This is a genomic window from Natronoflexus pectinivorans (assembly GCF_004345615.1).
In the GTDB taxonomy this organism is placed as follows: Bacteria; Bacteroidota; Bacteroidia; order Bacteroidales; family Marinilabiliaceae; genus Natronoflexus; species Natronoflexus pectinivorans.
Map to the genome: position 1 here is coordinate 98,364 of NZ_SLWK01000006.1, position 22,659 is coordinate 121,022.

A 22,659-nucleotide genomic window follows, 5' to 3' on the forward strand; every position below is an offset into this window, starting at 1 on the left:
GTCATTTACCTAGCAGCATGTATAGATCTCTTCTGATAATTTTCCTATGCACCACTCTTGTTTCCAGCATTGCTGGAAGTCAGGAATACCTTGTTACTTTTTCCGCATCAGGTGCCGTGGGTCATATTGATTATATTGAAGTGCAGAATCTGACCAGCAGACAGACTGTCACAATTGATGGTACTGAGGCTCTCATATTAACAAATGCCGACAGATCATCAGAAAATGAACCAGCACCGGAATTGACCATCACTCCGAATATGCAGGCCGGATCATGTTCTGTTGAAATGACCTTAAACTATCCGGGAAACAGCTCTGTGGAAGTTTATAATGCCGGAGATATTTTAGTTGCCGAATTCAGGACTTTTCTGACAAGAGGAACTCATCGTTTCAAAATTTCAGGATTAAATTCCGGCGCTCACAAAGTGGTTGTAAACACTCCTAATCATGACCACACCCATTGGGTGATGTCGTCTGCGAATTATGCCAATGGCAACGCTTCTATTCTGCTTATTGACAATAGCGGAAATGGTAAAACCGGGGATCTGATTTCCGAACCGATACCCATGCGGTTTTTACAGGGTGAGTCACTCTTATTTAAAGCCTTCGCCGATAATCATTCCCGTATAAAAGTCGTGTCACCTGTTCAAACTACCCACCTCGATTTTAATTTTATTCCATGTATGGATTTTGATGAGAATCATTATGCTGTTGTAACAATTGGGGATCAGATATGGATGGCCGAGAACCTTCGCACAACTACATTTCGAGATGGAACCAGCATCAGACACATTCAAAACAGTTTGCTTTGGAGAGAGCTTAACAGTCCTGCATATTCCTGGTATGAACATAATCAAAACTACAGCGCCACCCACGGGGCACTGTATAACTGGTATACAGTAAGCGATTCACGTCTTTGCCCCGATGGCTGGCGAATGCCACTTGATGAAGACTGGTTTCTGCTCGAAAGCTATATCGATCCGGAAATAAATAACCCTACTGCAACAGGGTGGAGGGGAGTAAATGCAGGCTTGCATCTTAAATCAATCTCAGGATGGGGTGGTCATCCGGGTTCAAATATCCATGGTTTTTCTGCCACACCTGCAGGCCGAAGAAGTTTCGACGGGTCATATAATAGTTTGGGAGATTATGCTTACTGGTGGTCCATGTCGCAACAAGATGAAACATCGGCCTGGAGTCGCTATATTCTTCCGCGGTTTGAATATCTCTATCGTGGTGCGTTTAGTAAGAATTATGGCTTTTCTGTACGGTGTATTAAGGAATGATAATATTTTTTCAATGCGCTGCTTCCGAAATAGCTGCTAATCTGGCCAAAAATAACTATCTCTCCAGAACCCGATCCAGCTCAGTTCCAGATTTGATATTCACAACTCTTCCTGCTTCATAAACCCTAATCTGCCGAAGAACATGATCGTCATCGTATACATACTCTTCACCCTTTTTCAACTCTCCCTGACGGAAATAACCTCTCCGGTATACCTCTCCACTCATTCGATAGATGGTATGGAAGCCGGTTCCTTTAAATGGAACCATTCCGCTTTCAGCAGGAGTTGTAACGTTAACCTCTGAGCTGCTGGCAAATTTTCCTCCTTCGTAATTTCTAACCTGAACCATCATGCCGGTGGAATCATAAACTTCTACATGCCCGCTGATACTACCATTCATCCATTCTCCTAGGTACATTTTGTTCCCATTGGCGTAAAAATAGCGCTGTTCTCCTTCGCGACGACCGGAGTTATTATATGACCATTCGTAAAACAGCTGTCCGTTGGGGTGGAAAAATCGATATTCGCCAACCCAGAATAGCTCCTGCCAATTGCCTTCTTCACGTAAAGTCCCGTCAGAATAATACATTCTTGCAGGTCCGCGTGCCGATCCGTTTTCATAGGTTATCTCGTATCTTATGTTGCCATTGGCATACCAACCTGTCCAGATGCCATGTTTTTCTCCGTTTTTAAACTCCCCTGCCTTCTCAGGTTGTCCATTGTCGTAATGAAAAATCCAGGAACCGGCTTTCTGGCCGGATTCATTGTATAAATTAGCCGGATCATCTTGTGCCGATAATCCTGAAAAAACAAACAAAAAGCAGGCAAGTGCCATGTATTTATATGTGATGTTTTTCTTTACTGCTATCATCATGATCATTAAATCAATTGTTCAGAATGCGTGTTCATCTCTATCATTAAGGTATTCGTAATAAACCAAATAAGGTTACATTTTAAACGCATTTTAACCACGTATGTGGTTGAAATTGTCATACATTGAGCAAATTTTCGATAAACTTTTTCGTTCATGAAATAATCGCCCCATTTTCTCTGTTTTACAATGCTGAAAATTGCGAAAGACTCATATCAGTAGCATCTTTATTAAGTTAGCGCGTTCGAAATTGCAATGCCCTGATAAGCAATGATTAATATTGTGTTGTGTAGTTTTTTTTATTCAAATGTTCGATATTAGATCAGAATATTTGTTATATTTGATATGAATTAATTGCATTCAGGCACAAATATTGTCCGAACTCTTCTATAATTATAGCTCCTAACTACTTGTTTGTAAAGAATATATAAGTTGAATGAGATAAAAAAATGAAAGCCTGTGGGAGGAATAATTTTAGATTATTATTAAACGTTCTAATGGAAGTAATGTGATATATCGAAAAGATTACCATACCACTTTAATTCAAAATTAATCAGGAAGGCATACAACAAACATAGAAAAATCAAGGAAATGCCAAAAAAAGAAAAAAAACGACTAAAAAGGTCGGAAATAAAAGCACTGATACAGGAGATTTTTTTCAATAACCCCAAGAAAACCTTTAATTATAAGCAGATTGCAATAATGATTGGGGCGAATAAGAAAAGTAGCAAGCAATTGATAGAGGTCTTGTTGTTCGAACTTCAGGAAACTGGATTTCTTAGTTCTGTTGCTACTGGACGCTTTAAATTACTCTCGCGCGGTTCTCATTTAACCGGCATCGTGGACATGACTGCTTCAGGTGCCGCCTATATTGTACCTGAGGATGGGGGACAGGATGTTTTTGTATCTCAATCAAACCTGAAGCATGCACTCAATGGCGATCAGGTAAGAATTATGCAATATGCACGCCGTAAAGGACATCAGCCTGAAGGAGAAGTGGTGGAGATACTTAAGCGAGGCCGAGAGCTTTTTGTTGGAACATTGGAAGTGAGTAGCAACTTTGCCTTTCTCGTAGCCGACTCAAGAGTCATTAACAGAGATATTTTTATTCCTTTAGAACAATTAAAGGGAGCTAAAGACGGACAGAAAGCTGTTGTTAGAATTGTTGAATGGCCGGAAAAAGCCAAAAATCCTGTTGGAGAAATTGTTGATATTCTTGGAGATACCGGCAACAACAATGCTGAAATGCATGCCATACTGGCCGAGTTTAATCTGCCTTACACCTATCCGCAAAAAGTTATTGACGCTGCAGAGAAAATTACGGACGAAATCCCATCTGAAGAAATAAAGAAAAGGAGGGATTTTAGAGAGGTTCCAACTTTTACAATTGACCCGGCCGATGCCAAGGACTTTGATGATGCTCTCTCGCTGCAAAAAACATCTGATGGTTATTGGGAGATTGGAGTTCACATTGCAGATGTGACACATTATGTTGAACCCGATACAATTATTGACGAAGAAGGATACAATCGTGCGACTTCTGTATATCTTGTTGACAGGGTCGTTCCAATGCTTCCCGAACGGTTAAGTAATTTTCTTTGTTCTCTCCGTCCTAATGAAGATAAGCTTTGCTTCTCGGTGGTTTTTAAGATGGATGAAAGTGGTCAGATACTCGATTCCTGGGTGGGACGAACTGTCATAAACTCCGACCGTAGATTCTCATATGAAGAGGCGCAGGAGGTTATTGAAACCGGACAGGGTGATTTTGCAGATGAGATAAAAATCATGAATCAAATTGCCATTCAACTTCGTGAAAAAAGATACAAGAAAGGTGCAATCAGCTTTGAACGGATTGAAGTGAAATTTGATATTGATGAAAATGGTAAGCCTCTGGGGGTTTTCTTTAAAGAGTCCAAAGACGCAAACAAACTGATTGAAGAATTCATGCTGGCAGCCAATAAGCGAGTTGCTGAGCTGATTGGAAAAAATGAACTGGATCCGGGAAAACGCAAAAACGCAAAAACCTTTGTTTACAGAATTCATGATGTGCCGGATCCCGATAAATTTGAGAATTTTAGTCGTTTTGTCCGAAAATTTGGCCTGGAGGCAAACCCGGAGGGAAAAGAGAGTGTTAGTCAGGCACTAAACAGACTACTCAAGCAGGTTCAGGGTAAAGCAGAACAAAACATTGTTGAGACTCTTGCCGTCAGAACGATGGCTAAAGCCATATACTCAACTCACAATATTGGTCATTATGGGCTGGCTTTTAAGCATTATTCGCATTTTACGTCCCCTATTCGAAGGTATCCTGACATGATGGTTCACAGGTTACTTCAAAGTTACCTGGATGGCGGGAAGTCAGTAAATAGTGATAAATACGAAGAAATGTGTGAGCACAGTTCTGAGATGGAGCAAAGAGCCGCAAATGCTGAAAGAGCCTCAATTAAATACAAGCAGGTGGAATTCCTCAAAGCTCATGAGGGAGAGGTTTTTGCCGGTGTAATTTCGGGAGTAACCGAGTGGGGTTTATATGTTGAACTCATCGACAATAAATGTGAAGGTATGATTCCCATCCGTGATCTGGATGATGATTTCTATCGTTTTGATGAAGAGAATTACTGCCTGATTGGAAAGAAATCGCGAAAAGTATACCAGTTGGGTGACAAACTAAACATTCAGGTAGCACGAGCCAACCTTGAAAAGAGGCAACTTGATTTTGTCCTTTCAAATGAAGAATCACTTATTAAATAGATCAACAACCAAACTAAAAGACGTTTAATTCTAAAATTAAAAACCATGACACTGGAAAATAATGCATTAACTCCCTCCCAGGATGCAACACGCAATGCCATACTAGACGCTTCCCGTGATCTGTTTGCCCGATTTGGGTATAAGAAAACAACCATGGAGGATATTGCCATGGCACTTCGTAAAGGGAAAAGTTCTCTCTATTACTATTTTAAGAATAAAGAGGAGATTTTTCAGGCCGTTATTGAGACCGAATCAGACACATTGTTTGCCCGTTTGAAGGAGGTTGTGAACTCAGATCGTGATCCTAAAAATAAATTAAGAGATTATGTAATCATTCGGATGGAAACCATCAGTGGCCTGGAAAACTACCAAAAAGTTATGAAGGAGTCCTTATATGAAGGATACGAATACCTCGAGTCCATTAAATCGAAAGGTGAATTATTGGAAGAGGATTTGTTGCTTTCGATTATCAATGAAGGTATCATGACTGATGTGTTTCAGATTAAAAACCCTAAGATGGGAGCAATTGGAATAGCGACTGCGCTCAGGGGACTTGAAATTCCGTTATTTAAAGGCGATACAAAAAGAGAAGATTTAAACGAGCAACTTGAGAATATTCTTAACATTCTTTTCTATGGCGTAATCAAACGATAAATAGTAACTTTGTAGATTCGTAAAAAACAATCTGCGTCCACATGATATGTGCGTGAGATATTAGTGAGTTGATTTATAACCAATTGATTATGCCAGTCAATATTCCTGATACGCTTCCGGCTAAGGCGCTACTGGAAGCTGAAAATGTATTTGTAATGGGAGAGAGCAGGGCGATGACACAGGATATTCGCCCGCTTAAAATTCTCATTTTAAACTTAATGCCTTTAAAAATAGTGACCGAGGCACAGCTATTAAGGGTTTTATCCAATACGTCATTGCAGGTAGAGGTCGAATTGTTGATGACTTCTACTCATGCTCCACGTAACACACCTCAGGAGCATTTGGTGGCATTTTACAAAACATTTGACGAAATAAAGCACCTCTTTTATGATGGTTTAATTATTACCGGGGCGCCTGTGGAGTTAATCGATTTTGAAAAGGTTACCTACTGGCCCGAGTTATGCGAAATAATGGATTGGAGTAAAAAACATGTTACATCCACTTTTCATATTTGCTGGGGTGCGCAGGCTGGCCTTTATCACCATTACGGAATAAAGAAATATGAATTGGGTAAAAAAATGTTTGGTGTTTTCAATCATCAGGTTCTTACACCAAAGGAACCTCTGTTGAGAGGTTTCGATGACCACTTTCATGCTCCACATTCCAGATATACAGATGTAAAGCAGGAGGAGATTGATGCGCATCCGGGATTGATTACGCTGAGCACATCCCCCGAGGCCGGGGTTTTTATTGTCGCATCTGAAGATCGGAAGCAGATTTTTGTAACAGGGCATCCCGAGTATGAAGAAAACACTTTGGGAGAAGAGTATTGGCGTGACATAAATAAGGGAATGGAGATTGCCGTTCCCGAGAATTATTACCCGCAAAACAACGCTGAGAAAAAGCCTGTAGTGACATGGAGGAGTCATGCTCATTTGTTATACTCCAACTGGTTAAACTACTATGTATACCAGTCAACTCCATATTCTTTAGGAGAATTATAATCTATTTCCGGCCAAAATCGGCCGGAATTTCTCCCCATTTTTCAGTGTCCCATTTTAAAAGTGGCTGTTCCCAAGTGTTTTCTTGTAGCCATTTTTCAGCCCTTCGAACCAGTTCAAACAACTGTTTTGTTGAGGCGTTATCAGGTAGTTTTGATCCACATTTCTTCTTTTTAACCCAACTCAGGGCAGTCATGGAGTCAGTATAAACAGGAATATTCAGCCGTCGACGTTTGAGCTCGGCAAGTCCGTGCACAATGGCAAGAAATTCTCCAATATTATTGGTTCCTAAATCGAATTGCATTAAAAACCACTCTTCACCGCTGCCTACATGCACACCGCGATATTCCATCTTTCCCGGATTTCCGCTACAGGCAGCATCTACAGAAAGGCTGTTTTTTATAATGGATGTGTTGTTTGAAATAGATGAAGAAGTGAATTTCTTTTTGCCGGCTCCCTGAAAAACGATGTGTGAAGGTTGCTTATAAGCAACCTTTGCTTCTTCCTCTGTTTTGTAGCTCTTATATCTTGCACCTTCAAAACCATCGGTTTGTTGACGGCACTCATCCCAGGATCTATATATCCCGGGTTTTCGTCCTTTCCAAACCACATAGAATTTTTGAGCTGGCATACTCTATCGTATTTTTGGTAAGAAATCGATGAGCAAATTGGCAAAATTGGACATGAAAAGCCTGATGGCCATGGCCATCAGGATGATGCCGAAGAACTTTTTTAGTACATAAACACCGCCTGCACCAATTAATCGTTCAATTCTATCGGTATAATTTAAAACCAGAAATACCACAACGATATTTAAAAACAATGCCAATATGATATTCGCCAGAGCAAACTCTGCGCGCAATGCCAACAGTGTAGTAAATGAACCAGCTCCGGCAATAAGTGGAAATGCTACGGGAACAATGGAAGCACCCGCAGGGGAGTCGTGCTTGAAAATCTGCACCCCTAAAATCATCTCAATGGCCATCAACATCAGAACGAAGGAGCCGGCTATGGCAAATGAAGAAATATCCACACCGAATAACCCGAGAAGAGCCTCTCCCAGGAAAAGAAATATGAAGAGGATGACAAAGGAAATAGAGGATGCCTGAAATGACTTTATTACCCCGCCTTGCTCGCGGATGTTGATGATGATGGGAATGGATCCCAATATATCAATGACGGCAAATAGTACGATAAATGCCGACAATATTTCCAGAAAACTTAATTCAGCCATATTTTACTCTGTTTAGTTCTGCAAAAGTAGTAATTTTAAGCCTTGGAATTCGATTATCCCGTTTAGATTTATGTATTAAGCTGAAAAACACGTGAGAAGGTCTGTTTTTCGATAGTGTTTTTTCATTTTATTGCACACTGCAAAACTCAACCTGTCAAATATAGATATGAATATGAAGAAATTCATCACAGCATTTGCATTTGTTGCTTTTACCGGATTATTAGAAACCAATGCTGCTGAACCCGAGTTCTCCGGTTCGGTTAATACCTCTGCTATTTTTAGCGGTGGCGACTCCAGCCCTTTTTGGTTTCATTCAAGGCAACAGGGTCGTTGGAATCATACAGAAAACAATCAATTTTTATCAGCTGCTGTAGGCTCTGTAAATTATACTCCACACAGAAACTGGAACCTGAAGGCCACGGCTGAAATCAACTACAACTCTGCTTTTGATGATTTTATTCTACACACCGGATATTTGTCGGCTTCCTGGCGTTTTATGGAGTTGACAGCAGGTCGCCATATTTTTGATCCTATATTTACTGAGACCAACAGTGGTCACGGCTCTTATCTTTTTGGCGATAATAATCGACCCATAACCAGGGTTACAGCCGGAATCCCTCAATACACTAAGCTGCCTTTCCCATTTGGAAGAATTGAAATACGAGGAGGCATTAGCCATGGTTGGCTTGATGATGCTAACGACTTCAGGTATCACAAAGAGGTACTCCTTCATGAAAAATTTGCTTACATCCGCTGGGATGCCAACAAAATTCAACCGTATGCAGGAATTAACCATTCTGCCTTTATGGGAGGGTATTATTTCAGAAATGATGCCTACACGGATTCGAAAATTCCGATTGACTTTATGGCTACTTTCTTTGCTTCAGGTTCTGAAAAGATTGGCGGAGGCGAAGAGACCAATGCGGCAGGTGCGCACATGGGGTTGTACGACTTTGGTCTGTACTGGCGTAGTCCTGTCGGTCGTTTTCATATATACTATCAGGCACCATTTGCCGATGGTTCAGGCATGAGAGTGCTCCAACGAAATATCGATCAGATAGCAGGTGTTAACTGGCACCCAAGGAACAGTACTTTTTTAAAGAATCTCACTGTAGAGTGGATCAACACACGCCATCAATCTGGTAATGGGATGCCGGATGCCATTGTAGAAGGATACGGGTTGATTGTTTCAGCCCAATTTGACAATGAGGACTTTAGAAATGAAGTAATGGCTCATTTCAACCAATACAAAGAAGGAGGCTTCACCAAAAGCGAAGTAGAACAATTTCTCCGAGAAGAAATCAACCATGGAAATAAATTTGGCGGACGTGATGGCTACATGAGCAATGGTACATATCCTGCAGGTTGGACTTATCATGATTACATCATGGGTTCACCGCTGAACCTCACTTACAATCAGGTGGCACATTTAAATCCAAACCTGGGAATCTACAATCGTAATAACATCATTAACGATCGTTTTCAGGCCATTCATATTGGAGCTCAAGGGGGATTCTCTGAACAAATTTCCTGGAAAACCATGATCACCCTCAGCCGAAATTTTGGATCCTATTTCCACCAATATCCCGGCAGGTATACCTGGGACGAAACCGAAAACTACTACTTCAAAGGAGGGCGAAACCAACTTTATTCGTTAATTGAAGTTACATGGAGCCCATCTGTAATAGATAACCTCACTTTTAATGGTGCGATTGCTCTTGACCGTGGCGAAATCTTTGATGCAGCTGGCATGAAAATTGGAGCACAATGGCGGTTTTAGTTCTTAATTGAGTTTATACTTACGATCTTTTATCATTGGTTTTTTTAGATAATAGAAGTATATTCGCAAACACAAACCACACACACAAATGCTTAAAGAGAAAGCGAAAGCTATCAACACTTTAATGACAATGGTTGACATTATTTTGGCCATTGTCTGTTTTAACCTGGCTTTATATTTGGAGTTTGGCCGGGTTTCGCTGCTTCATCATAAAGACAGCATCATTCTTCAACTACTGATTATAATTTTCTGGACACTTTTGAGTAACGGAATGGGAACTAACATCATGTATCGTTCGCGTCCATATTCTGCTGTTCTTTTTAATTGCCTTGGATTAACCATAGCAGGGACATTGCTCCTTATTCTGTCTGCCTGGGCATTCAACCTTTTTTATCTGGGAATTAAGATATTTGTGATATTTGCTGTTATTAATCTGGTTTTAACATTCGGTATAAAAACAATCACCTATCAAATGCTAAAATCAGCCAGAAAAAAGGGGTTTAATTATCTGAATCTTATAATATTAGGCGATCGGTCGGCTGTTCCGTTTATAAGACAGATTATGAAACATCCCGAATGGGGTTACAGAATAGCAGCCATCATTGGTACAAATGATTTAGAAAATCAATGTGGAACAGTTGCGCCTTTTCTTCCCGAAAACACTGATATAGAAAATCTATTAAGGGAAAAAACAATTGATGAGGTAGTTGTTTGCAAAGAATCTCCAAATCTTGGGGAAATTGAAGAGTTGGCACAAATTTGTTCAGATGTGGGTGTGATTTTCAGAATGTATTCATCATTTTTTAACATGCTTGCCAACAAAACTCAGTTGCATTTTTTTGGCACTACGCCTTTCCTTACTATATCAAACTCTCCTACTAACTACCTTGAGTTAAAAGCCAAAGAAATTTTTGACAGGCTTTTTTCTTTCGGAGTTCTGCTTTTTTTGTCTCCGGTATATTTGGCAATTGCGTTGGCCATAAAAATTGACTCAAAGGGGCCTGTCTTTTTTAAGCAAAAGAGAGTCGGGTTAAGGGGACGAAAGTTTTTGGTTTATAAATTCCGAACCATGGTTGTAAATGCCGAGGAGCTGCGTCAACAATTGTTGGAGAAAAACGAAATGGATGGACCTGTTTTTAAAATTACTGATGATCCCCGGGTAACCAAAGTTGGCAGATTTCTTCGTAAAACAAGTCTGGACGAGCTGCCTCAGTTTTTTAATGTTTTATTGGGAGAAATGTCGGTGGTTGGCCCACGCCCTCCATTGCCTGATGAAGTGAAAGAATATGAGCGTTGGCAACTCAGAAGACTATCCATGAAGCCGGGTATAACCTGCATATGGCAGGTTTCAGGTCGTAATAATATTCCTTTTGAGGAGTGGATGAAAATGGATCTCCAATACATTGATAACTGGTCTCTTAAACTGGATTTTATTATTTTTCTGAAAACCATAAGAACGATGATAAAGGGAGATGGCAAGTAATGTGACAGAGCCCGGCAAAAATTTATTTATAGAAATTAATTAATGGCAGATGAGAGATATCAAACTAACTTTAGTATTATTTACCCTCATATTTGCTGCTGTTGCATGCTCCGGCCCTAAGGTTCCGCGTGGTTTTCCCAAACCGGATAAAATGGCCGAAATTCTGGCAGACATTCATATCGCTGAAAGTACTCTGACGCATGCTCCTTCGATCACAGGTCCCAGAGCGGACAGAAATATCCCTGGTCATTATAAGTTTATACTGGAGCGGCACAACCTTACTCCGGCTGAGTTCGATACCATACGAAAATGGTACGTTCAACATCCTCAAATTTATCAGAGGACTTATGAAATGGTAATCACCAAATTGAGCGAGCGGGAAGCGGAAGTTCGCATTATGATTGAACGAGAACGGGAGCAACAGCAACAATTAGCTGAACTTCAAAGGGAAAAGGAGAAAAGGCAAAACCTCTGGAAGGATACAACCTTTATAAAAATTTCTCCATCAGATACCCTTTGGAAAAAGCGACCTTTCCATTATCAGGTTGATACATTGGAGCTGGAAGGTTCTGTAAAACTTACGGCCTTCTACAGGTTCCTGAAAGAAGATCTGAGCAAATCGCCACGAGTGATGTTGTCGGCGTTTTACCCTGATAGTACCGCCGATACAGTTTATGCCAATGTTCCGCACTCATTCCAGCGAAAAGGAGTGGAGTTGGAATTAGCTCTAAAGGATAATATGCATCCACATTCCATTTACGGTTTCCTTTTAAAACAGGATACTCTGCTGAATATTTCTGTGGAGATATCAGATATAAAGCTTAGAAATATTCCGTCCGATACCGTTAAAAATGCACGAAGAGCTATTGAGGGGGAACACCTTCTTCCATTGGAAATGATGGAACAGGAACTAATTGACTAAAAACTGATTAACTTTGGAGAAATGTCCAATCGTTTTTTTTCTTCTCATTATATTCTCCTGCCAGAAGGTCAGATTGGCCGATGGCCAATCATTCATTTTGACGATCATGGCACCATCATTCATATAGAACCGGATTTTGAGAAATTCAAGGAGAGACCGGGGCTTGAATTTCACAGTGGAATGATGATTCCGGCATTTATTGATATTGCACCAACCAATATTCATTTTAATCCCGATGTCAAATTAAAAAACAGACATTTTTCGCGTGGAACCATTATTCTTGGAGTTTCTGATGTTGCCTCATGTGAGCAGTCGGGTTTTCCTTTGCTTGTAAAGTCACTGGATGACGGTTCTAATCTTCCCCAAGAAGCCGGAAGAGATGCTGTTCAAGTTAATACTCCGCTGTTCGAAAGGGTTAGAAGTTGTTCAGGTTTTCCGATTTCACAACTTGCAAATATTTGTGAGCAAGCTTCTGAAGCTGGAAGCTTCAGAGACTTAGGACAACTTGCAACTGGGAAATCACCAGGAGTTCTTTTACTGAAAAATTTTGATAAAACAAATTGGACATTGTTGCCGCATTCTGAGATTAAATGGCTGATTAAGCCTCATGTTGGCGTCAGCAACAGATAAGTTGAATAGGGTTACCGTTGATCTGGTATTTTTATTTTGTCAGGAAATCAATAATAATTATTGGCTAACTTGTTTCAAAAAATTGAAAATATTTTTTAGATGGATTTTATAAGCACATATCGAACAGCGTTTATTGCTGCTCTGGAAGCAGGTTCTGCCATTCTTGAAGTATATAACTCCGACGAGTTTAATGTCACTCGTAAATCTGATAATACACCCGTCACCCTGGCTGACATGAAGAGCCATCAGATTATTCATTCGCGTTTAAAATCAACCAATATCCCTGTTTTAAGCGAGGAAGATTCCCCTGAACATCAGAAGAAAATCAAAACTGAGGAAAAGTACTGGCTTATTGATCCGTTGGATGGGACTTATGAATTCATAAGCCGTAATGGCGAGTTTACAGTAAACATCGCTTTTGTAGAGAATGAGCAACCGGTTTTTGGTGTTATTTATATTCCTTGCAGCAACCTGTTGTTTGCCGGTGCAATAAATCAGCAAGCGTGCATGTGGGAGAATATTTCTCCAGGGAACGCTCCTTCGGTTGCGGCCTTGCTAAGCAAGAAGATATCTTTGCCACTTTCAAAATCAAATGATGTGTTAACCGTTGTTGCCAGTAAAAGTCATCTGTCTCCCGAAACCATCGATTTCATAAAATCTATAGATCAGAAATTAAAACCAGTACAGATCCATCAGACCGGAAGTTCTATAAAATTTTGTAAAGTTGCTACCGGTGAAGCAGACCTTTATCCCCGTATGGATAGTATTATGGAATGGGATACTGCAGCAGGACAGGCAATTATTGAAGCAGCCGGGGGATGTGTGTTAACATGGCCTGATGGCGATAGTTTGCGTTGTAACCATACTGATTTTAGAAGTCCAAATTTCTTGGCAGTGGCACCAGGCAGGGAGTGCAAACAATTTTTCCGGTAGTATATTATGCTCAATAGATCGTTAGACTTTTAGATTATTAGATATTAGACATAAGTAAGGCTCTTATTATCAGCTGATTGCATGATGTCACGGAGAATTCATAAACATTTGATAATTAGGCAAATAAAAAAGATTAACGAACTATTATTATACTATCAATAAATGAAAAAGGATTGCCCAAGAAGGCAATCCTTTTAAAAATATGTAGATTGTGGTTATCCTCGAATGGCTTTGATTCCCGGAAGTTCTTTTCCTTCAAGGTACTCAAGAAGAGCTCCACCGGCCGTTGAGATATAACTTACACCATCAGCCAAGCCAAACTTGTTAATACAAGCCACAGAGTCTCCTCCTCCAATAAGAGAGAATGCGCCTTTTTTAGTGCCGGCAACAATGGCATCAGCAACCGCTCGTGAACCTTTTGCAAAAGTATCCATTTCAAAAACACCAACAGGCCCGTTCCATAAAATGGTTGCTGAGTTTTCAATAACATGGCAAAACTCTTTCACAGAGTTAGGACCTGCATCTAATCCTTCCCAACCTTCAGGAATTTCATCTGCGGATACAATTTGTGTGTTTGCGTCGTTTGAGAAGCTGTCACCAGCAACAACATCTGATGCCAACAACAGGTTTACACCTTTCTCTTTGGCTTTTTTCTCAATTTCTTTGGCAAGATCGAGATATTCGTCCTCGCAAATAGAATTTCCGACTTTTCCTCCTCGTGCCTTCATAAAGGTAAAAGTCATTCCACCTCCAAGAATCAGGTTGTCAACCTTATCAAGAAGGTTTTCGATGATGGTGATTTTGGAAGAAACTTTTGCTCCACCCATGATGGCAGTAAAGGGACGCTTGGGCTCTTTTACCACTTTGTCAAGACTTTGTACTTCACTTTCAATCAAGAAACCAAACATTTTGCTGTCGGTATCAAAGTAATTGGCTATAACAGCGGTGGAAGCATGTGCACGATGCGCAGTTCCAAAAGCATCGTTCACATATACATCAGCTAAAGATGCCAGTTCCTTTGAGAACGCTTTCTGCTTCTCTTTCATTTCTGCTTTGGCAGCCTTGGTTTCTTCATCTGAGGCGCCTTCAGGCAATTTAGGCTTGCCTTCTTCCTCAAGATAGAAGCGAAGGTTTTCAAGCAACAGAATCTGTCCGGGTTTGAGAGCTTCAGCTTTGGCCTTAACTTCGGAGCCAACACAATCACCAGCAAAAATGACATCTGTTCCTACTGTTTTTGCCAGATGAGCCTGAATGTGTTTCAGAGAGAAATCCGGATTGACTTTCCCTTTTGGACGCCCAAGGTGTGACATGATGATAGCAGATCCGCCATCCTTTAAAATTTTCTTAATCGTTGGCATCGCTGCACGAATGCGGGTGTCATCGGTAATTTCAAATTTCTCATTTAAAGGAACGTTGAAATCCACGCGAACGATGGCTTTCTTTCCCGAAAAATTGTAGTTTTCAATTTTCGACATGCTGTTTTATTTATTTAGGTTATTTATTTTTATACCAGGAAGTGAATAAAAACTATTGTTTATTCATGTTTTTCAAGATTGTAAAGATACAAAAAAAATGACCGCGATCATGTTTTATCCTAGCCTGTTAAATCTTATTCACTTGCATTAACAATCACTTGCGAAATATCAGTGAATTAACCGCCTCATTATTCTTCCTTATGCAATATAATAACATTTTTATCTCTGATCAAATATTGCATTTGTTACAACTGATCGGAAGCATTATCTTTGTATTTTTATTCTTAAGGGAAATGAGCTATTTAGATCAGACAGCCATTATTGAGTTGGAAAAAATGGATTTTTATGCCTACCATGGTTGCTATAAGGAGGAACAGGTGGTTGGTAATAAATTCGTGGTTAACATTACACTTGAAACAAACATATCAACGCCAGCCGCTTCGGATAAAATTCAGGATGCTCTCAACTATGTTGAGGTTTACAATGTTGTTAAAGAGGAGATGATGAAAACATCTCATCTGCTTGAGCATGTAACAAAACGTATCATCGACAGGCTTTTTAGAGATTTTCCGGCTATCATTCATGCCACGGTTAAGGTATCGAAAATGAACCCTCCAATGGGTGGACAAATGAAAGCGGTAAGCGTTCTGTTGAAAAGATAAAAGACTGGTTCTCGATAACTCTCATCGGTGCTTTTTTGCTTCTGCGACAAATTCAATCAAACATTTTGCAGGTTGCTTTTTTGGCTGGATAGATTTTATGATTTTCGTATATTTGACAGAATTAATGAAGCTATAATTTAGATGCGAAAGTATGCGATTCAGCGATATTGCAGGACAACGAACAATTAAGGATCATTTAATCCGCACTGTTAAAGAGGATAGGGTAGGGCATGCCCAACTTTTTTCAGGAGGAGAAGGGACCGGCTCTCTCTTGCTTGCAATCGCATATGCAGGGTATCTCAATTGTAAAAACCCCGGGGAAGATGATGCTTGTGGCGTTTGTTCGTCATGCTTGAAAATTAACAAGCTGGTTCATCCCGATTTGCATTTCGTATTTCCCGTTATCAAGGAAAAAAGCGGGCAGGCGGCTGTAAGTGATGATAAAATCAACGAGTGGCGAGCCTTTGTTTTAGAACAGAATTACTTCAACGCAGGACAATGGTTTGAACATATTTCGGATGGGAAGAAATCAGGAATGATTTATGCAGACGAAAGTGAAGTCATTGTAAAAAAGCTCAGTTTGAGAAATTTTGAGGGGAAATATAAAATAATGATCATCTGGTTGCCGGAGCGAATGAATGATTCAGGATCGAACAAACTTTTGAAAATTCTGGAAGAACCTCCCCAAAGCACTGTTTTTTTGTTAATATCAGAAAATCCGGCTACATTGCTACCTACAATTCTCTCCCGGACCCAACAATTAAATATCCCGCCCATTGATGTTGAGAGTTTAACCCGAGTATTAAGTAATAGGCTTGAAGTTCCGGAAGAAGAGGCACGAGTTGCCGCTCGTTTGTCTCGTGGCAACTATGTTAAGGCAGCATCTGTTTTAGACAGTACCAGGGATAATTCAGGATATTTTGATTTGTTTGGTGAAATGATGAGAGCCATTTATACACGAAAGATATTCGAGATCATAAAATGGTCTGATTCTTTGGCTGCCATGTCCCGCGATAAAATAAAAGGCTTTTTTGATTATGCCGTGAATATGTTGCGCGAGAGCTATGTGTATAATTTTAAACAGCCGGATTTGGTATATCTCACGCCATCTGAAGAGGAGTTTGTTGCCAAGTTTGCTCCTTTTGTAAATGAAGGAAATATTGGTACGATGGTTGAAGAATTGCAACTTGCTCATGCCCACATTGAACAAAATGGGAATTCACGCATTGTTTTGTTTGATATGGCAGTGAAGTTAACCATCTGTTTTAAAAAGTAATTGTTTATATATATATCCGGGTTGCACGTAGGTGCAACCTGTCATTCAAAAATACCGCGATGGAACAAAATATATCAAGTGCCCCAAAAAGTAAATGTGATTCATGTGGAGACCGGTGTGGGAAACTGGAAGTGTATGATTGGCTTGGTGATTTGCCGGAGATACCTGATCCAACTGATATTGTAGAGGTTCAGTTTAAAAATACCCGTAAAGGGTTTTATCGGAATACGAGTCAGACACGCCTTCAAAAAGGCGATGTGGTGGCCGTTGAAGCATCTCCGGGTCACGACATCGGTATTATTACTCTTACCGGCGAGTTGGTGTTGTTGCAAATGAAAAAGAACAACATTTCACCATCCTCCTACGAGTTTAAAAGGGTGTATCGAAAGGCTAAGCCTGTCGACATAGAAAAGTGGGAGGAGGCGAAGGCTTTGGAACGTGAAACCATGCTTGAATCACGCACAATGGCCTGGAACCTTGGTCTAAACATGAAAATAGGTGATGTAGAATACCAGGGTGACCGAACAAAAGCCATTTTTTACTACATAGCTGATGAGCGGGTCGACTTTCGTGAGTTGATAAAAGTGTTGGCGGACAGATTTAAAGTACGCATTGAGATGCGTCAAATTGGAGCTCGCCAGGAAGCAGGACGCATAGGAGGAATTGGACCTTGTGGCAGGGAGTTATGCTGTTCTACATGGATGACCAATTTTGTATCGGTAACAACCAATGCGGCACGTTATCAGGAGATTTCGTTAAACCCTCAAAAGCTTGCCGGGCAGTGCGGAAAACTAAAGTGTTGTCTAAACTATGAATTGGATGCCTACCTTGATGCGCAGCAAGACTTTCCAAATACCTCAATCTCCCTGGAGACTGAAGAAGCCACATATTATCACTTCAAAACAGATGTTTTTAAACGTTTGATGTGGTATGTGCCGTCCAGAGATCATTCCGGTAACCCAGTCATGCTGGATGTTGATACGGTAAAGGAGGTCATTGCTCTGAACAAGAAAGGGCAAAAAGCGCCTAAGTTTGGAAACCAGCCTGCCGTTCAAAGTAATGCAAATAAAGAGGTGGGTTACGAAAACGTAGTGGAGGAGGACAGCATCACCAGATTTGATGACAAAACTAAGAAACCTTCGAAACGAAGGAAAAAGAAAAAATATAACAAAAACAGAAACAACAACAACAATCGTGGAGATGGTAATAACTAAAAGTTATATCAAATTGCTCGCTCTGTTTTTAGCGATAGTGACTGTGTCCTGCGCTGACAGGGTAGTGTTTGAAGAGAGGCTGGAAATGGATCCGAGGGGGTGGCATAAAGATGACCCTGCCAGTTTTAATGTGGAAATAGCCGATACTTCTCAGGTATTGGATATGGGGCTGACTTTTAATCATACCGATGGATATCCCTACAGTAATTTGTGGTTGTTTTTAACTATAAAGGGACCCGATCAGGTTCAAATTACTGATACGTTGGAATTGTTTTTGGCTGAGTCATCTGGTAGATGGCTGGGACGAAAGAAAAAAGGCAATTATGAAATATCTGCTTTATACCGTCATGAGATAAAAATGGCTCACCCGGGTGAATATCAGTTCTCTGTTGTACACGGTATGCGGCGAGAGTTGCTGCCACATTTAAAGTCGGTTGAGTTTTGGGTACAGTCTAGCCGATAGAGCCTTTTTGTTGCTAACAGGAGTAAAAGAAGAAATTAGTTACAAGGGGAATTTGCTTGTGCGAAATAAATAACTTAACACACCACATGGGTAAGAATAAGCTTCAAAAATTTGAAGAGATGGATGGGTTTCCGCATGTAATACAGGCGGAATTTGATGAGGTTTTTCAAAAAGACTACAAATTAAAAGGGAAGTGGAGTTCAGATTTTTTTGGAAATATGAACCCGGTAGTATTGGAGTTGGGATGTGGAAAAGGGGAGTACACCGTTGGTTTGGCAAGAAGGTATCCACAAAAAAATTTTCTGGGGGTTGATATCAAAGGATCAAGGATGCATGCAGGGGCATCAGCTTCTTTTAATGAGGGTTTAAAAAACGTGGGGTTTATTCGTACGCATATTGAAATGATTAACTCTTTCTTCGCATCGAACGAAGTCGATGAGATTTGGTTGACTTTTCCCGATCCGCAGATGAACAAAACCCGCAAAAGGCTTACCTCTACTCGTTTTTTGTCGCACTATTCGGGATTTCTGAAGCCCGGTGGCAGAATTCATTTAAAAACCGATAGTTGGTTTCAATATTCATATGCCAAAGCGGTTTGTGAGACCAATAATCTAACGGTGATTCATGATTACACTGATTTGCACAATGATGATGCACCTGCAGAGCTTAAAGAAATCAAAACTTATTATGAAGAGAGATTTATGGCGCATGCTGTTCCCATAAAGTATCTCTGTTTTATTCTACCTGAGCGGCATCAGTTGGCTGAACCCGATATTGATATTCCAAAAGACATTTATCACAATGCCGGTCGAGGTGTAAAATTGTATCACAATGACGAAAAAGCTCCGCCAAAACTTGATGTCAGATAGTGACGATTTCTTCGAAAAGGTCTATTCTGTCACCAGGTTAATCCCATTTGGCAAAGTGGCTACTTACGGGGCAATTGCTGCTGCCATTGGTTCACCGGGAGCTGCGCGAATGGTAGGTTGGGCTTTGAATAAAAGTCTTACCCAAACGCCATTTGTGCCTGCGCATCGTGTGGTAAACCGGAATGGAATTTTGTCGGGGAAGCACTATTTTGGCGGCAGCACAACCATGCAGGAATTGCTGAAAAACGAGGGGGTGGATGTTGTTGACGATAAGGTTGTTGACCTCAAATCTGTGTTGTGGGATCCAAAGGAAGTATTGTGAAGCAGTTGCTTCATTTTTTTTTGTATCTTTGCGCTTAAGTTTAAAGAGTTTAAATTAATATAACAATGAGTTTTTATCCAAAATTGGTGATAGATGCCTTGCGTCACGTGGTTCATCCCGGTAAGGGGGCAGATATCGTGTCGCTTGGAATGGTTGAAGATGATATCAGGATAGATGGGAAACGGATTAGTTTTTCTCTTTTATTTGATCGTGCCAACGATCCTATGGTGGGTGCCATAAAGTCGGCATGCCTTCAGGCAGTGAAAACATACGTTGGTGAAGATGCCGAAATAGAAGGAAATATATATGTAAAAGTTAAGCCCCGCGAGGTAAATGAACAGGCTCCTGTTCTTCCCGGAGTTGAAAGCGTCATTGCGATAGCTTCCGGTAAGGGAGGAGTTGGGAAGTCAACGGTATCAAGTAATTTGGCTGTTTCGCTTACACGTTTGGGGTATCGTGTAGGTTTGCTGGATGCAGATATCTTTGGTCCTTCCATACCAAAGATGTTTGCCACAGAAGATGCACGTCCGATGGTTCAAAAGGTGGAAGGCAAGGATCGGATTGTTCCGGTTGAAAAGTACGGAGTAAAACTGTTGAGTATTGGGTATTTTGTGAATCCTGATGATGCTTTGGTATGGCGTGGAGCCATGGCTACCAATGCGCTCAAACAACTCATAAATGATGCATTGTGGGGCGAATTGGATTATTTGCTGATTGATTTACCTCCCGGAACCAGTGACATTCATTTAACCCTTGTGCAAACGGTGCCTTTAACAGGTGCTGTAGTGGTTAGCACACCTCAGGAAGTTGCTCTTGCCGATGCACGAAAAGGCATCAGCATGTTTACCGGAAAGCAGATCAATGTTCCGGTACTTGGATTGGTTGAGAACATGGCATGGTTTACCCCTAAAGAGCTTTCTGAAAACCGCTATTATATTTTTGGTAAGGATGGATGTAAGAAACTTGCTGAAACGCTCAATGTTCCATTATTGGGTCAGATTCCTATTGTTCAGGGAATTCGAGAGGGAGGTGACGAAGGTGTGCCTGCTGCAATGGAAGATAGCACCATGACTTCGGTGGCATTTGCCAAATTGGCAGAGGCAGTGGTTGACTCGGTGAAGAAGCGCAACGAACAGTTGCCACCGACAAAAATTGTTGAAATAACCAAAAAGTAATTCGAAGAAATTTATAAGATCTGGTATAAGAGAATACAAAGAGAAGAGGTCTGATAGGTGTTTGGGTTGAACAACAGTTTGTTCTGATTTTTTTGGAACACGATTTGATGATTAAGTTGTTGGTGAGATAGAATGTAGATGTTAAACTTATCAGATTTTTAATAGTTATGATTACAGAATATTATACTATGGAGAAGCAAGAGGTTATGGAGCAGGTAAAGATTGCTCTTGAAGGAATCCGTCCCTATTTGCAGGCCGATGGAGGTGATATTTCCATTGTGGAGTTGACTGACGACATGGTTGTCAAAGTTCGGTTACAGGGTGCTTGCGAAGGATGTCCTATGAGTGTTCAAACCCTAAAGAATGGGGTTGAGATGGTCATTAAAAGCAACGTCCCCGTTATAAAGGAAGTGGTAGCCGTTTAAACTTTAAAATGCTGCAAGAAGCAATCCAATATCTTTAAAGGGAATCCCCAGCTGGTTCCCGATATGGCTATTGGTAAGTATACCTTTGTATATATAGGTGCCGCTACTTACACCGGTATCTGTTTTAATTAGTTGATGAACTCCGCCAGATTCAGCAAGCCTTAACAATATTGGAGCAAAAATATTACTCAACGCAATGGAGGCCGTACGTGCCACTCGTGAGGCAATGTTTGGTACAAAATAGTGAATAACACCACGTTCGTTTACGAACGGGTGGCCGGGTGAATTACTTGTTTGGCTTGCTTCAAAGCATCCCCCGTTCCCTACACTCAAATCAACAATTACCGATCCTTTTTTCATCTTATTCACCTGATCACGGGTAATAAAAAATCCGTGATCGCAATCAAAGCACCTCAAACTGGCAACTACGGCATCTGCTGACTTTAAAGCCTTTGTTAATACTTTTGGATGCAGAATGGATGTAAAAAGTCGTTGTCCAACATTTCGTTCCAACTCTTTTAGGTTTTGGTAGGAGTTGTCGAATACTTTTACCTGGCAACCCAGACCGAGAGCTGCGCGGGCAGCAAATTCGCCTGCAGTGCCGGCTCCTATAATAACCACTTCAGTGGGAGAGATGCCTGTGATACCACCTAAAAGAACCCCTTTGCCACCGTGCGCTTTGCTTAGGTACTCTGATGCAATGGTAATGGCAGCGTAACCTTCAATTTCGCTCATGCTGCGGATGACCGGGTAACAGCCGCTTTCATCTTTTAGGAATTCATATGCAATGGCATTAATCCTCCTGTCCATTAACTGCCTGATGGTATCTCTTGATTGATGAGGCATGTAAAGAAATGACAAAAGTAACTGATATGGATGCATCAGATCAATTTCGTCAGCGGAGGGGGGAGCAATCTTGAGTATGATTTCACTTTTAAAAACTTCTTCTTTGGATTTTACAATTTCTGCGCCGGCTTCGGAAAAGTCTTTGTCGAAATAGTTGGCTGCATCACCGGCACCACTTTCCATGGTTACCTTATGACCATTTTCGCAGAGAAGTTCAACTCCCTGAGGGGTAAGAGCTACGCGGTTTTCAGAAGGATCGGTTTCCTTTGGAATCCCGATTGAGATGGAGCGTTGTTGCCTCCCTGTTTCCAGCATCTCTTCGCGTGGAATCATCTGTGTTTGCCTGATGGCAAAGTAGGATACGCGTTTTTCTATTTTGGTCATAAT

The 22,659-nt window shown here is 40.8% G+C and carries 22 protein-coding genes; 17 read left to right on the forward strand and 5 right to left on the reverse strand.

Translation table 11 applies throughout. The features are described 5' to 3' along the window. Positions 1 to 17: 17 nt before the first annotated feature. Positions 18 to 1,286 carry a fibrobacter succinogenes major paralogous domain-containing protein gene (locus tag EV194_RS09610; protein ID WP_132433827.1) on the forward strand — a complete coding sequence of 423 codons (1,269 nt, stop codon included), beginning with the start codon at positions 18 to 20 and terminating at the stop codon, positions 1,284 to 1,286. A 55-nt stretch (positions 1,287 to 1,341) separates the two neighbouring features. On the opposite strand, the gene EV194_RS09615 is transcribed toward EV194_RS09610, so the two are convergent. Continuing rightward, positions 1,342 to 2,160, reverse strand: a complete 819-nt coding sequence (locus EV194_RS09615; protein WP_165921852.1) for a toxin-antitoxin system YwqK family antitoxin — start codon at positions 2,158 to 2,160, stop codon at positions 1,342 to 1,344. A 588-nt stretch (positions 2,161 to 2,748) separates the two neighbouring features. On the opposite strand from EV194_RS09615, the gene rnr reads away from it, so the two are divergent. The 3 genes from rnr to metA all read left to right on the forward strand — a co-directional run bounded on the left by rnr (position 2,749) and on the right by metA (position 6,566). Further along, complete coding sequence (gene rnr / locus EV194_RS09620; RefSeq protein WP_132433829.1) at positions 2,749 to 4,908, forward strand: ribonuclease R; 2,160 nt, start codon at positions 2,749 to 2,751, stop codon at positions 4,906 to 4,908. A gap of 45 nt (positions 4,909 to 4,953) precedes the next feature. Further along, on the forward strand, positions 4,954 to 5,562 hold the full coding sequence (locus tag EV194_RS09625; RefSeq protein ID WP_132433830.1) for a TetR/AcrR family transcriptional regulator: 609 nt from the start codon (positions 4,954 to 4,956) through the stop codon (positions 5,560 to 5,562). Positions 5,563 to 5,651: 89 nt separating this feature from the next. Continuing rightward, positions 5,652 to 6,566 (forward strand): homoserine O-acetyltransferase MetA, encoded by a 915-nt coding sequence (gene metA, locus EV194_RS09630; RefSeq protein ID WP_132433831.1) that lies wholly within the window; start codon positions 5,652 to 5,654, stop codon positions 6,564 to 6,566. A gap of 1 nt (position 6,567) precedes the next feature. On the opposite strand, the gene EV194_RS09635 is transcribed toward metA, so the two are convergent. Together EV194_RS09635 and EV194_RS09640 are read right to left on the reverse strand one after the other, a co-directional pair. Next, the gene (locus tag EV194_RS09635; RefSeq protein ID WP_132433832.1) at positions 6,568 to 7,194 is read right to left on the reverse strand and encodes a ribonuclease H1 domain-containing protein; all 627 of its coding nucleotides are present in this window, start codon (positions 7,192 to 7,194) and stop codon (positions 6,568 to 6,570) included. A gap of 3 nt (positions 7,195 to 7,197) precedes the next feature. After that, complete coding sequence (locus tag EV194_RS09640; RefSeq protein WP_132433833.1) at positions 7,198 to 7,797, reverse strand: MarC family protein; 600 nt, start codon at positions 7,795 to 7,797, stop codon at positions 7,198 to 7,200. Between the two features lie 172 nt (positions 7,798 to 7,969). Here EV194_RS09640 and EV194_RS09645 point away from each other — a divergent pair, with 172 nt between their 5' ends. The 5 genes from EV194_RS09645 (at position 7,970) to cysQ (ending at position 13,545) form a co-directional block, all read left to right on the forward strand. After that, a complete protein-coding gene (locus EV194_RS09645; RefSeq protein WP_165921853.1) occupies positions 7,970 to 9,577 on the forward strand; it encodes a capsule assembly Wzi family protein in 1,608 nt (535 codons plus the stop codon). Between the two features lie 88 nt (positions 9,578 to 9,665). Beyond that, positions 9,666 to 11,060 carry a sugar transferase gene (locus EV194_RS09650; protein WP_132433835.1) on the forward strand — a complete coding sequence of 465 codons (1,395 nt, stop codon included), beginning with the start codon at positions 9,666 to 9,668 and terminating at the stop codon, positions 11,058 to 11,060. Between the two features lie 49 nt (positions 11,061 to 11,109). Further along, on the forward strand, positions 11,110 to 11,982 hold the full coding sequence (locus tag EV194_RS09655) for a DUF4296 domain-containing protein (RefSeq protein WP_132433836.1): 873 nt from the start codon (positions 11,110 to 11,112) through the stop codon (positions 11,980 to 11,982). Between the two features lie 21 nt (positions 11,983 to 12,003). Beyond that, positions 12,004 to 12,612 carry a hypothetical protein gene (locus EV194_RS09660; RefSeq protein WP_132433837.1) on the forward strand — a complete coding sequence of 203 codons (609 nt, stop codon included), beginning with the start codon at positions 12,004 to 12,006 and terminating at the stop codon, positions 12,610 to 12,612. Between the two features lie 99 nt (positions 12,613 to 12,711). Further along, positions 12,712 to 13,545, forward strand: a complete 834-nt coding sequence (gene cysQ, locus EV194_RS09665; protein WP_132433838.1) for a 3'(2'),5'-bisphosphate nucleotidase CysQ — start codon at positions 12,712 to 12,714, stop codon at positions 13,543 to 13,545. Between the two features lie 215 nt (positions 13,546 to 13,760). On the opposite strand, the gene EV194_RS09670 is transcribed toward cysQ, so the two are convergent. Beyond that, positions 13,761 to 15,020: a phosphoglycerate kinase gene (locus EV194_RS09670; RefSeq protein WP_132433839.1), complete on the reverse strand. Its 1,260-nt coding sequence runs from the start codon at positions 15,018 to 15,020 to the stop codon at positions 13,761 to 13,763. Between the two features lie 293 nt (positions 15,021 to 15,313). Between EV194_RS09670 and folB the strand changes: the two genes are divergently transcribed. The 8 genes from folB to EV194_RS09710 all read left to right on the forward strand — a co-directional run bounded on the left by folB (position 15,314) and on the right by EV194_RS09710 (position 21,426). Beyond that, positions 15,314 to 15,682: a dihydroneopterin aldolase gene (folB, locus tag EV194_RS09675; RefSeq protein WP_132433840.1), complete on the forward strand. Its 369-nt coding sequence runs from the start codon at positions 15,314 to 15,316 to the stop codon at positions 15,680 to 15,682. A 151-nt stretch (positions 15,683 to 15,833) separates the two neighbouring features. After that, the gene (locus EV194_RS09680; RefSeq protein WP_132433841.1) at positions 15,834 to 16,958 is read left to right on the forward strand and encodes a DNA polymerase III subunit; all 1,125 of its coding nucleotides are present in this window, start codon (positions 15,834 to 15,836) and stop codon (positions 16,956 to 16,958) included. A gap of 59 nt (positions 16,959 to 17,017) precedes the next feature. After that, on the forward strand, positions 17,018 to 18,172 hold the full coding sequence (locus EV194_RS09685; protein WP_132433842.1) for a PSP1 domain-containing protein: 1,155 nt from the start codon (positions 17,018 to 17,020) through the stop codon (positions 18,170 to 18,172). After that, on the forward strand, positions 18,159 to 18,635 hold the full coding sequence (locus EV194_RS09690) for a gliding motility lipoprotein GldH (protein WP_165921854.1): 477 nt from the start codon (positions 18,159 to 18,161) through the stop codon (positions 18,633 to 18,635). The genes EV194_RS09685 and EV194_RS09690 overlap by 14 nt, the downstream gene beginning before the upstream one ends. An 86-nt stretch (positions 18,636 to 18,721) precedes the next feature. Further along, complete coding sequence (gene trmB, locus EV194_RS09695; RefSeq protein WP_132433844.1) at positions 18,722 to 19,504, forward strand: tRNA (guanosine(46)-N7)-methyltransferase TrmB; 783 nt, start codon at positions 18,722 to 18,724, stop codon at positions 19,502 to 19,504. Continuing rightward, complete coding sequence (locus EV194_RS09700; protein ID WP_243699377.1) at positions 19,467 to 19,826, forward strand: MGMT family protein; 360 nt, start codon at positions 19,467 to 19,469, stop codon at positions 19,824 to 19,826. Before trmB ends, EV194_RS09700 begins: the two co-directional genes overlap by 38 nt. A 65-nt stretch (positions 19,827 to 19,891) precedes the next feature. Then, the gene (locus EV194_RS09705) at positions 19,892 to 21,001 is read left to right on the forward strand and encodes an Mrp/NBP35 family ATP-binding protein (RefSeq protein WP_132433845.1); all 1,110 of its coding nucleotides are present in this window, start codon (positions 19,892 to 19,894) and stop codon (positions 20,999 to 21,001) included. A 188-nt stretch (positions 21,002 to 21,189) separates the two neighbouring features. Continuing rightward, complete coding sequence (locus EV194_RS09710) at positions 21,190 to 21,426, forward strand: NifU family protein (RefSeq protein WP_079557472.1); 237 nt, start codon at positions 21,190 to 21,192, stop codon at positions 21,424 to 21,426. A 3-nt stretch (positions 21,427 to 21,429) separates the two neighbouring features. Here the strand turns inward: EV194_RS09710 and EV194_RS09715 are convergent, their stop codons facing one another. Then, positions 21,430 to 22,656 carry an alanine dehydrogenase gene (locus EV194_RS09715; protein ID WP_132433846.1) on the reverse strand — a complete coding sequence of 409 codons (1,227 nt, stop codon included), beginning with the start codon at positions 22,654 to 22,656 and terminating at the stop codon, positions 21,430 to 21,432. Positions 22,657 to 22,659: the final 3 nt, after the last annotated feature.

Bases quoted from the DNA above. Each gene is read 5' to 3' on its own strand.
- EV194_RS09610 (WP_132433827.1), top strand. From the start codon at position 18: ATGTATAGATCTCTTCTGATAATTTTCCTATGCACCACTCTTGTTTCC.
- EV194_RS09615 (WP_165921852.1), bottom strand. From the start codon at position 2,160: ATGATGATAGCAGTAAAGAAAAACATCACATATAAATACATGGCACTT.
- rnr (WP_132433829.1), top strand. From the start codon at position 2,749: ATGCCAAAAAAAGAAAAAAAACGACTAAAAAGGTCGGAAATAAAAGCA.
- EV194_RS09625 (WP_132433830.1), top strand. From the start codon at position 4,954: ATGACACTGGAAAATAATGCATTAACTCCCTCCCAGGATGCAACACGC.
- metA (WP_132433831.1), top strand. From the start codon at position 5,652: ATGCCAGTCAATATTCCTGATACGCTTCCGGCTAAGGCGCTACTGGAA.
- EV194_RS09635 (WP_132433832.1), bottom strand. From the start codon at position 7,194: ATGCCAGCTCAAAAATTCTATGTGGTTTGGAAAGGACGAAAACCCGGG.
- EV194_RS09640 (WP_132433833.1), bottom strand. From the start codon at position 7,797: ATGGCTGAATTAAGTTTTCTGGAAATATTGTCGGCATTTATCGTACTA.
- EV194_RS09645 (WP_165921853.1), top strand. From the start codon at position 7,970: ATGAAGAAATTCATCACAGCATTTGCATTTGTTGCTTTTACCGGATTA.
- EV194_RS09650 (WP_132433835.1), top strand. From the start codon at position 9,666: ATGCTTAAAGAGAAAGCGAAAGCTATCAACACTTTAATGACAATGGTT.
- EV194_RS09655 (WP_132433836.1), top strand. From the start codon at position 11,110: ATGAGAGATATCAAACTAACTTTAGTATTATTTACCCTCATATTTGCT.
- EV194_RS09660 (WP_132433837.1), top strand. From the start codon at position 12,004: ATGTCCAATCGTTTTTTTTCTTCTCATTATATTCTCCTGCCAGAAGGT.
- cysQ (WP_132433838.1), top strand. From the start codon at position 12,712: ATGGATTTTATAAGCACATATCGAACAGCGTTTATTGCTGCTCTGGAA.
- EV194_RS09670 (WP_132433839.1), bottom strand. From the start codon at position 15,020: ATGTCGAAAATTGAAAACTACAATTTTTCGGGAAAGAAAGCCATCGTT.
- folB (WP_132433840.1), top strand. From the start codon at position 15,314: ATGAGCTATTTAGATCAGACAGCCATTATTGAGTTGGAAAAAATGGAT.
- EV194_RS09680 (WP_132433841.1), top strand. From the start codon at position 15,834: ATGCGATTCAGCGATATTGCAGGACAACGAACAATTAAGGATCATTTA.
- EV194_RS09685 (WP_132433842.1), top strand. From the start codon at position 17,018: ATGGAACAAAATATATCAAGTGCCCCAAAAAGTAAATGTGATTCATGT.
- EV194_RS09690 (WP_165921854.1), top strand. From the start codon at position 18,159: ATGGTAATAACTAAAAGTTATATCAAATTGCTCGCTCTGTTTTTAGCG.
- trmB (WP_132433844.1), top strand. From the start codon at position 18,722: ATGGGTAAGAATAAGCTTCAAAAATTTGAAGAGATGGATGGGTTTCCG.
- EV194_RS09700 (WP_243699377.1), top strand. From the start codon at position 19,467: ATGACGAAAAAGCTCCGCCAAAACTTGATGTCAGATAGTGACGATTTC.
- EV194_RS09705 (WP_132433845.1), top strand. From the start codon at position 19,892: ATGAGTTTTTATCCAAAATTGGTGATAGATGCCTTGCGTCACGTGGTT.
- EV194_RS09710 (WP_079557472.1), top strand. From the start codon at position 21,190: ATGGAGAAGCAAGAGGTTATGGAGCAGGTAAAGATTGCTCTTGAAGGA.
- EV194_RS09715 (WP_132433846.1), bottom strand. From the start codon at position 22,656: ATGACCAAAATAGAAAAACGCGTATCCTACTTTGCCATCAGGCAAACA.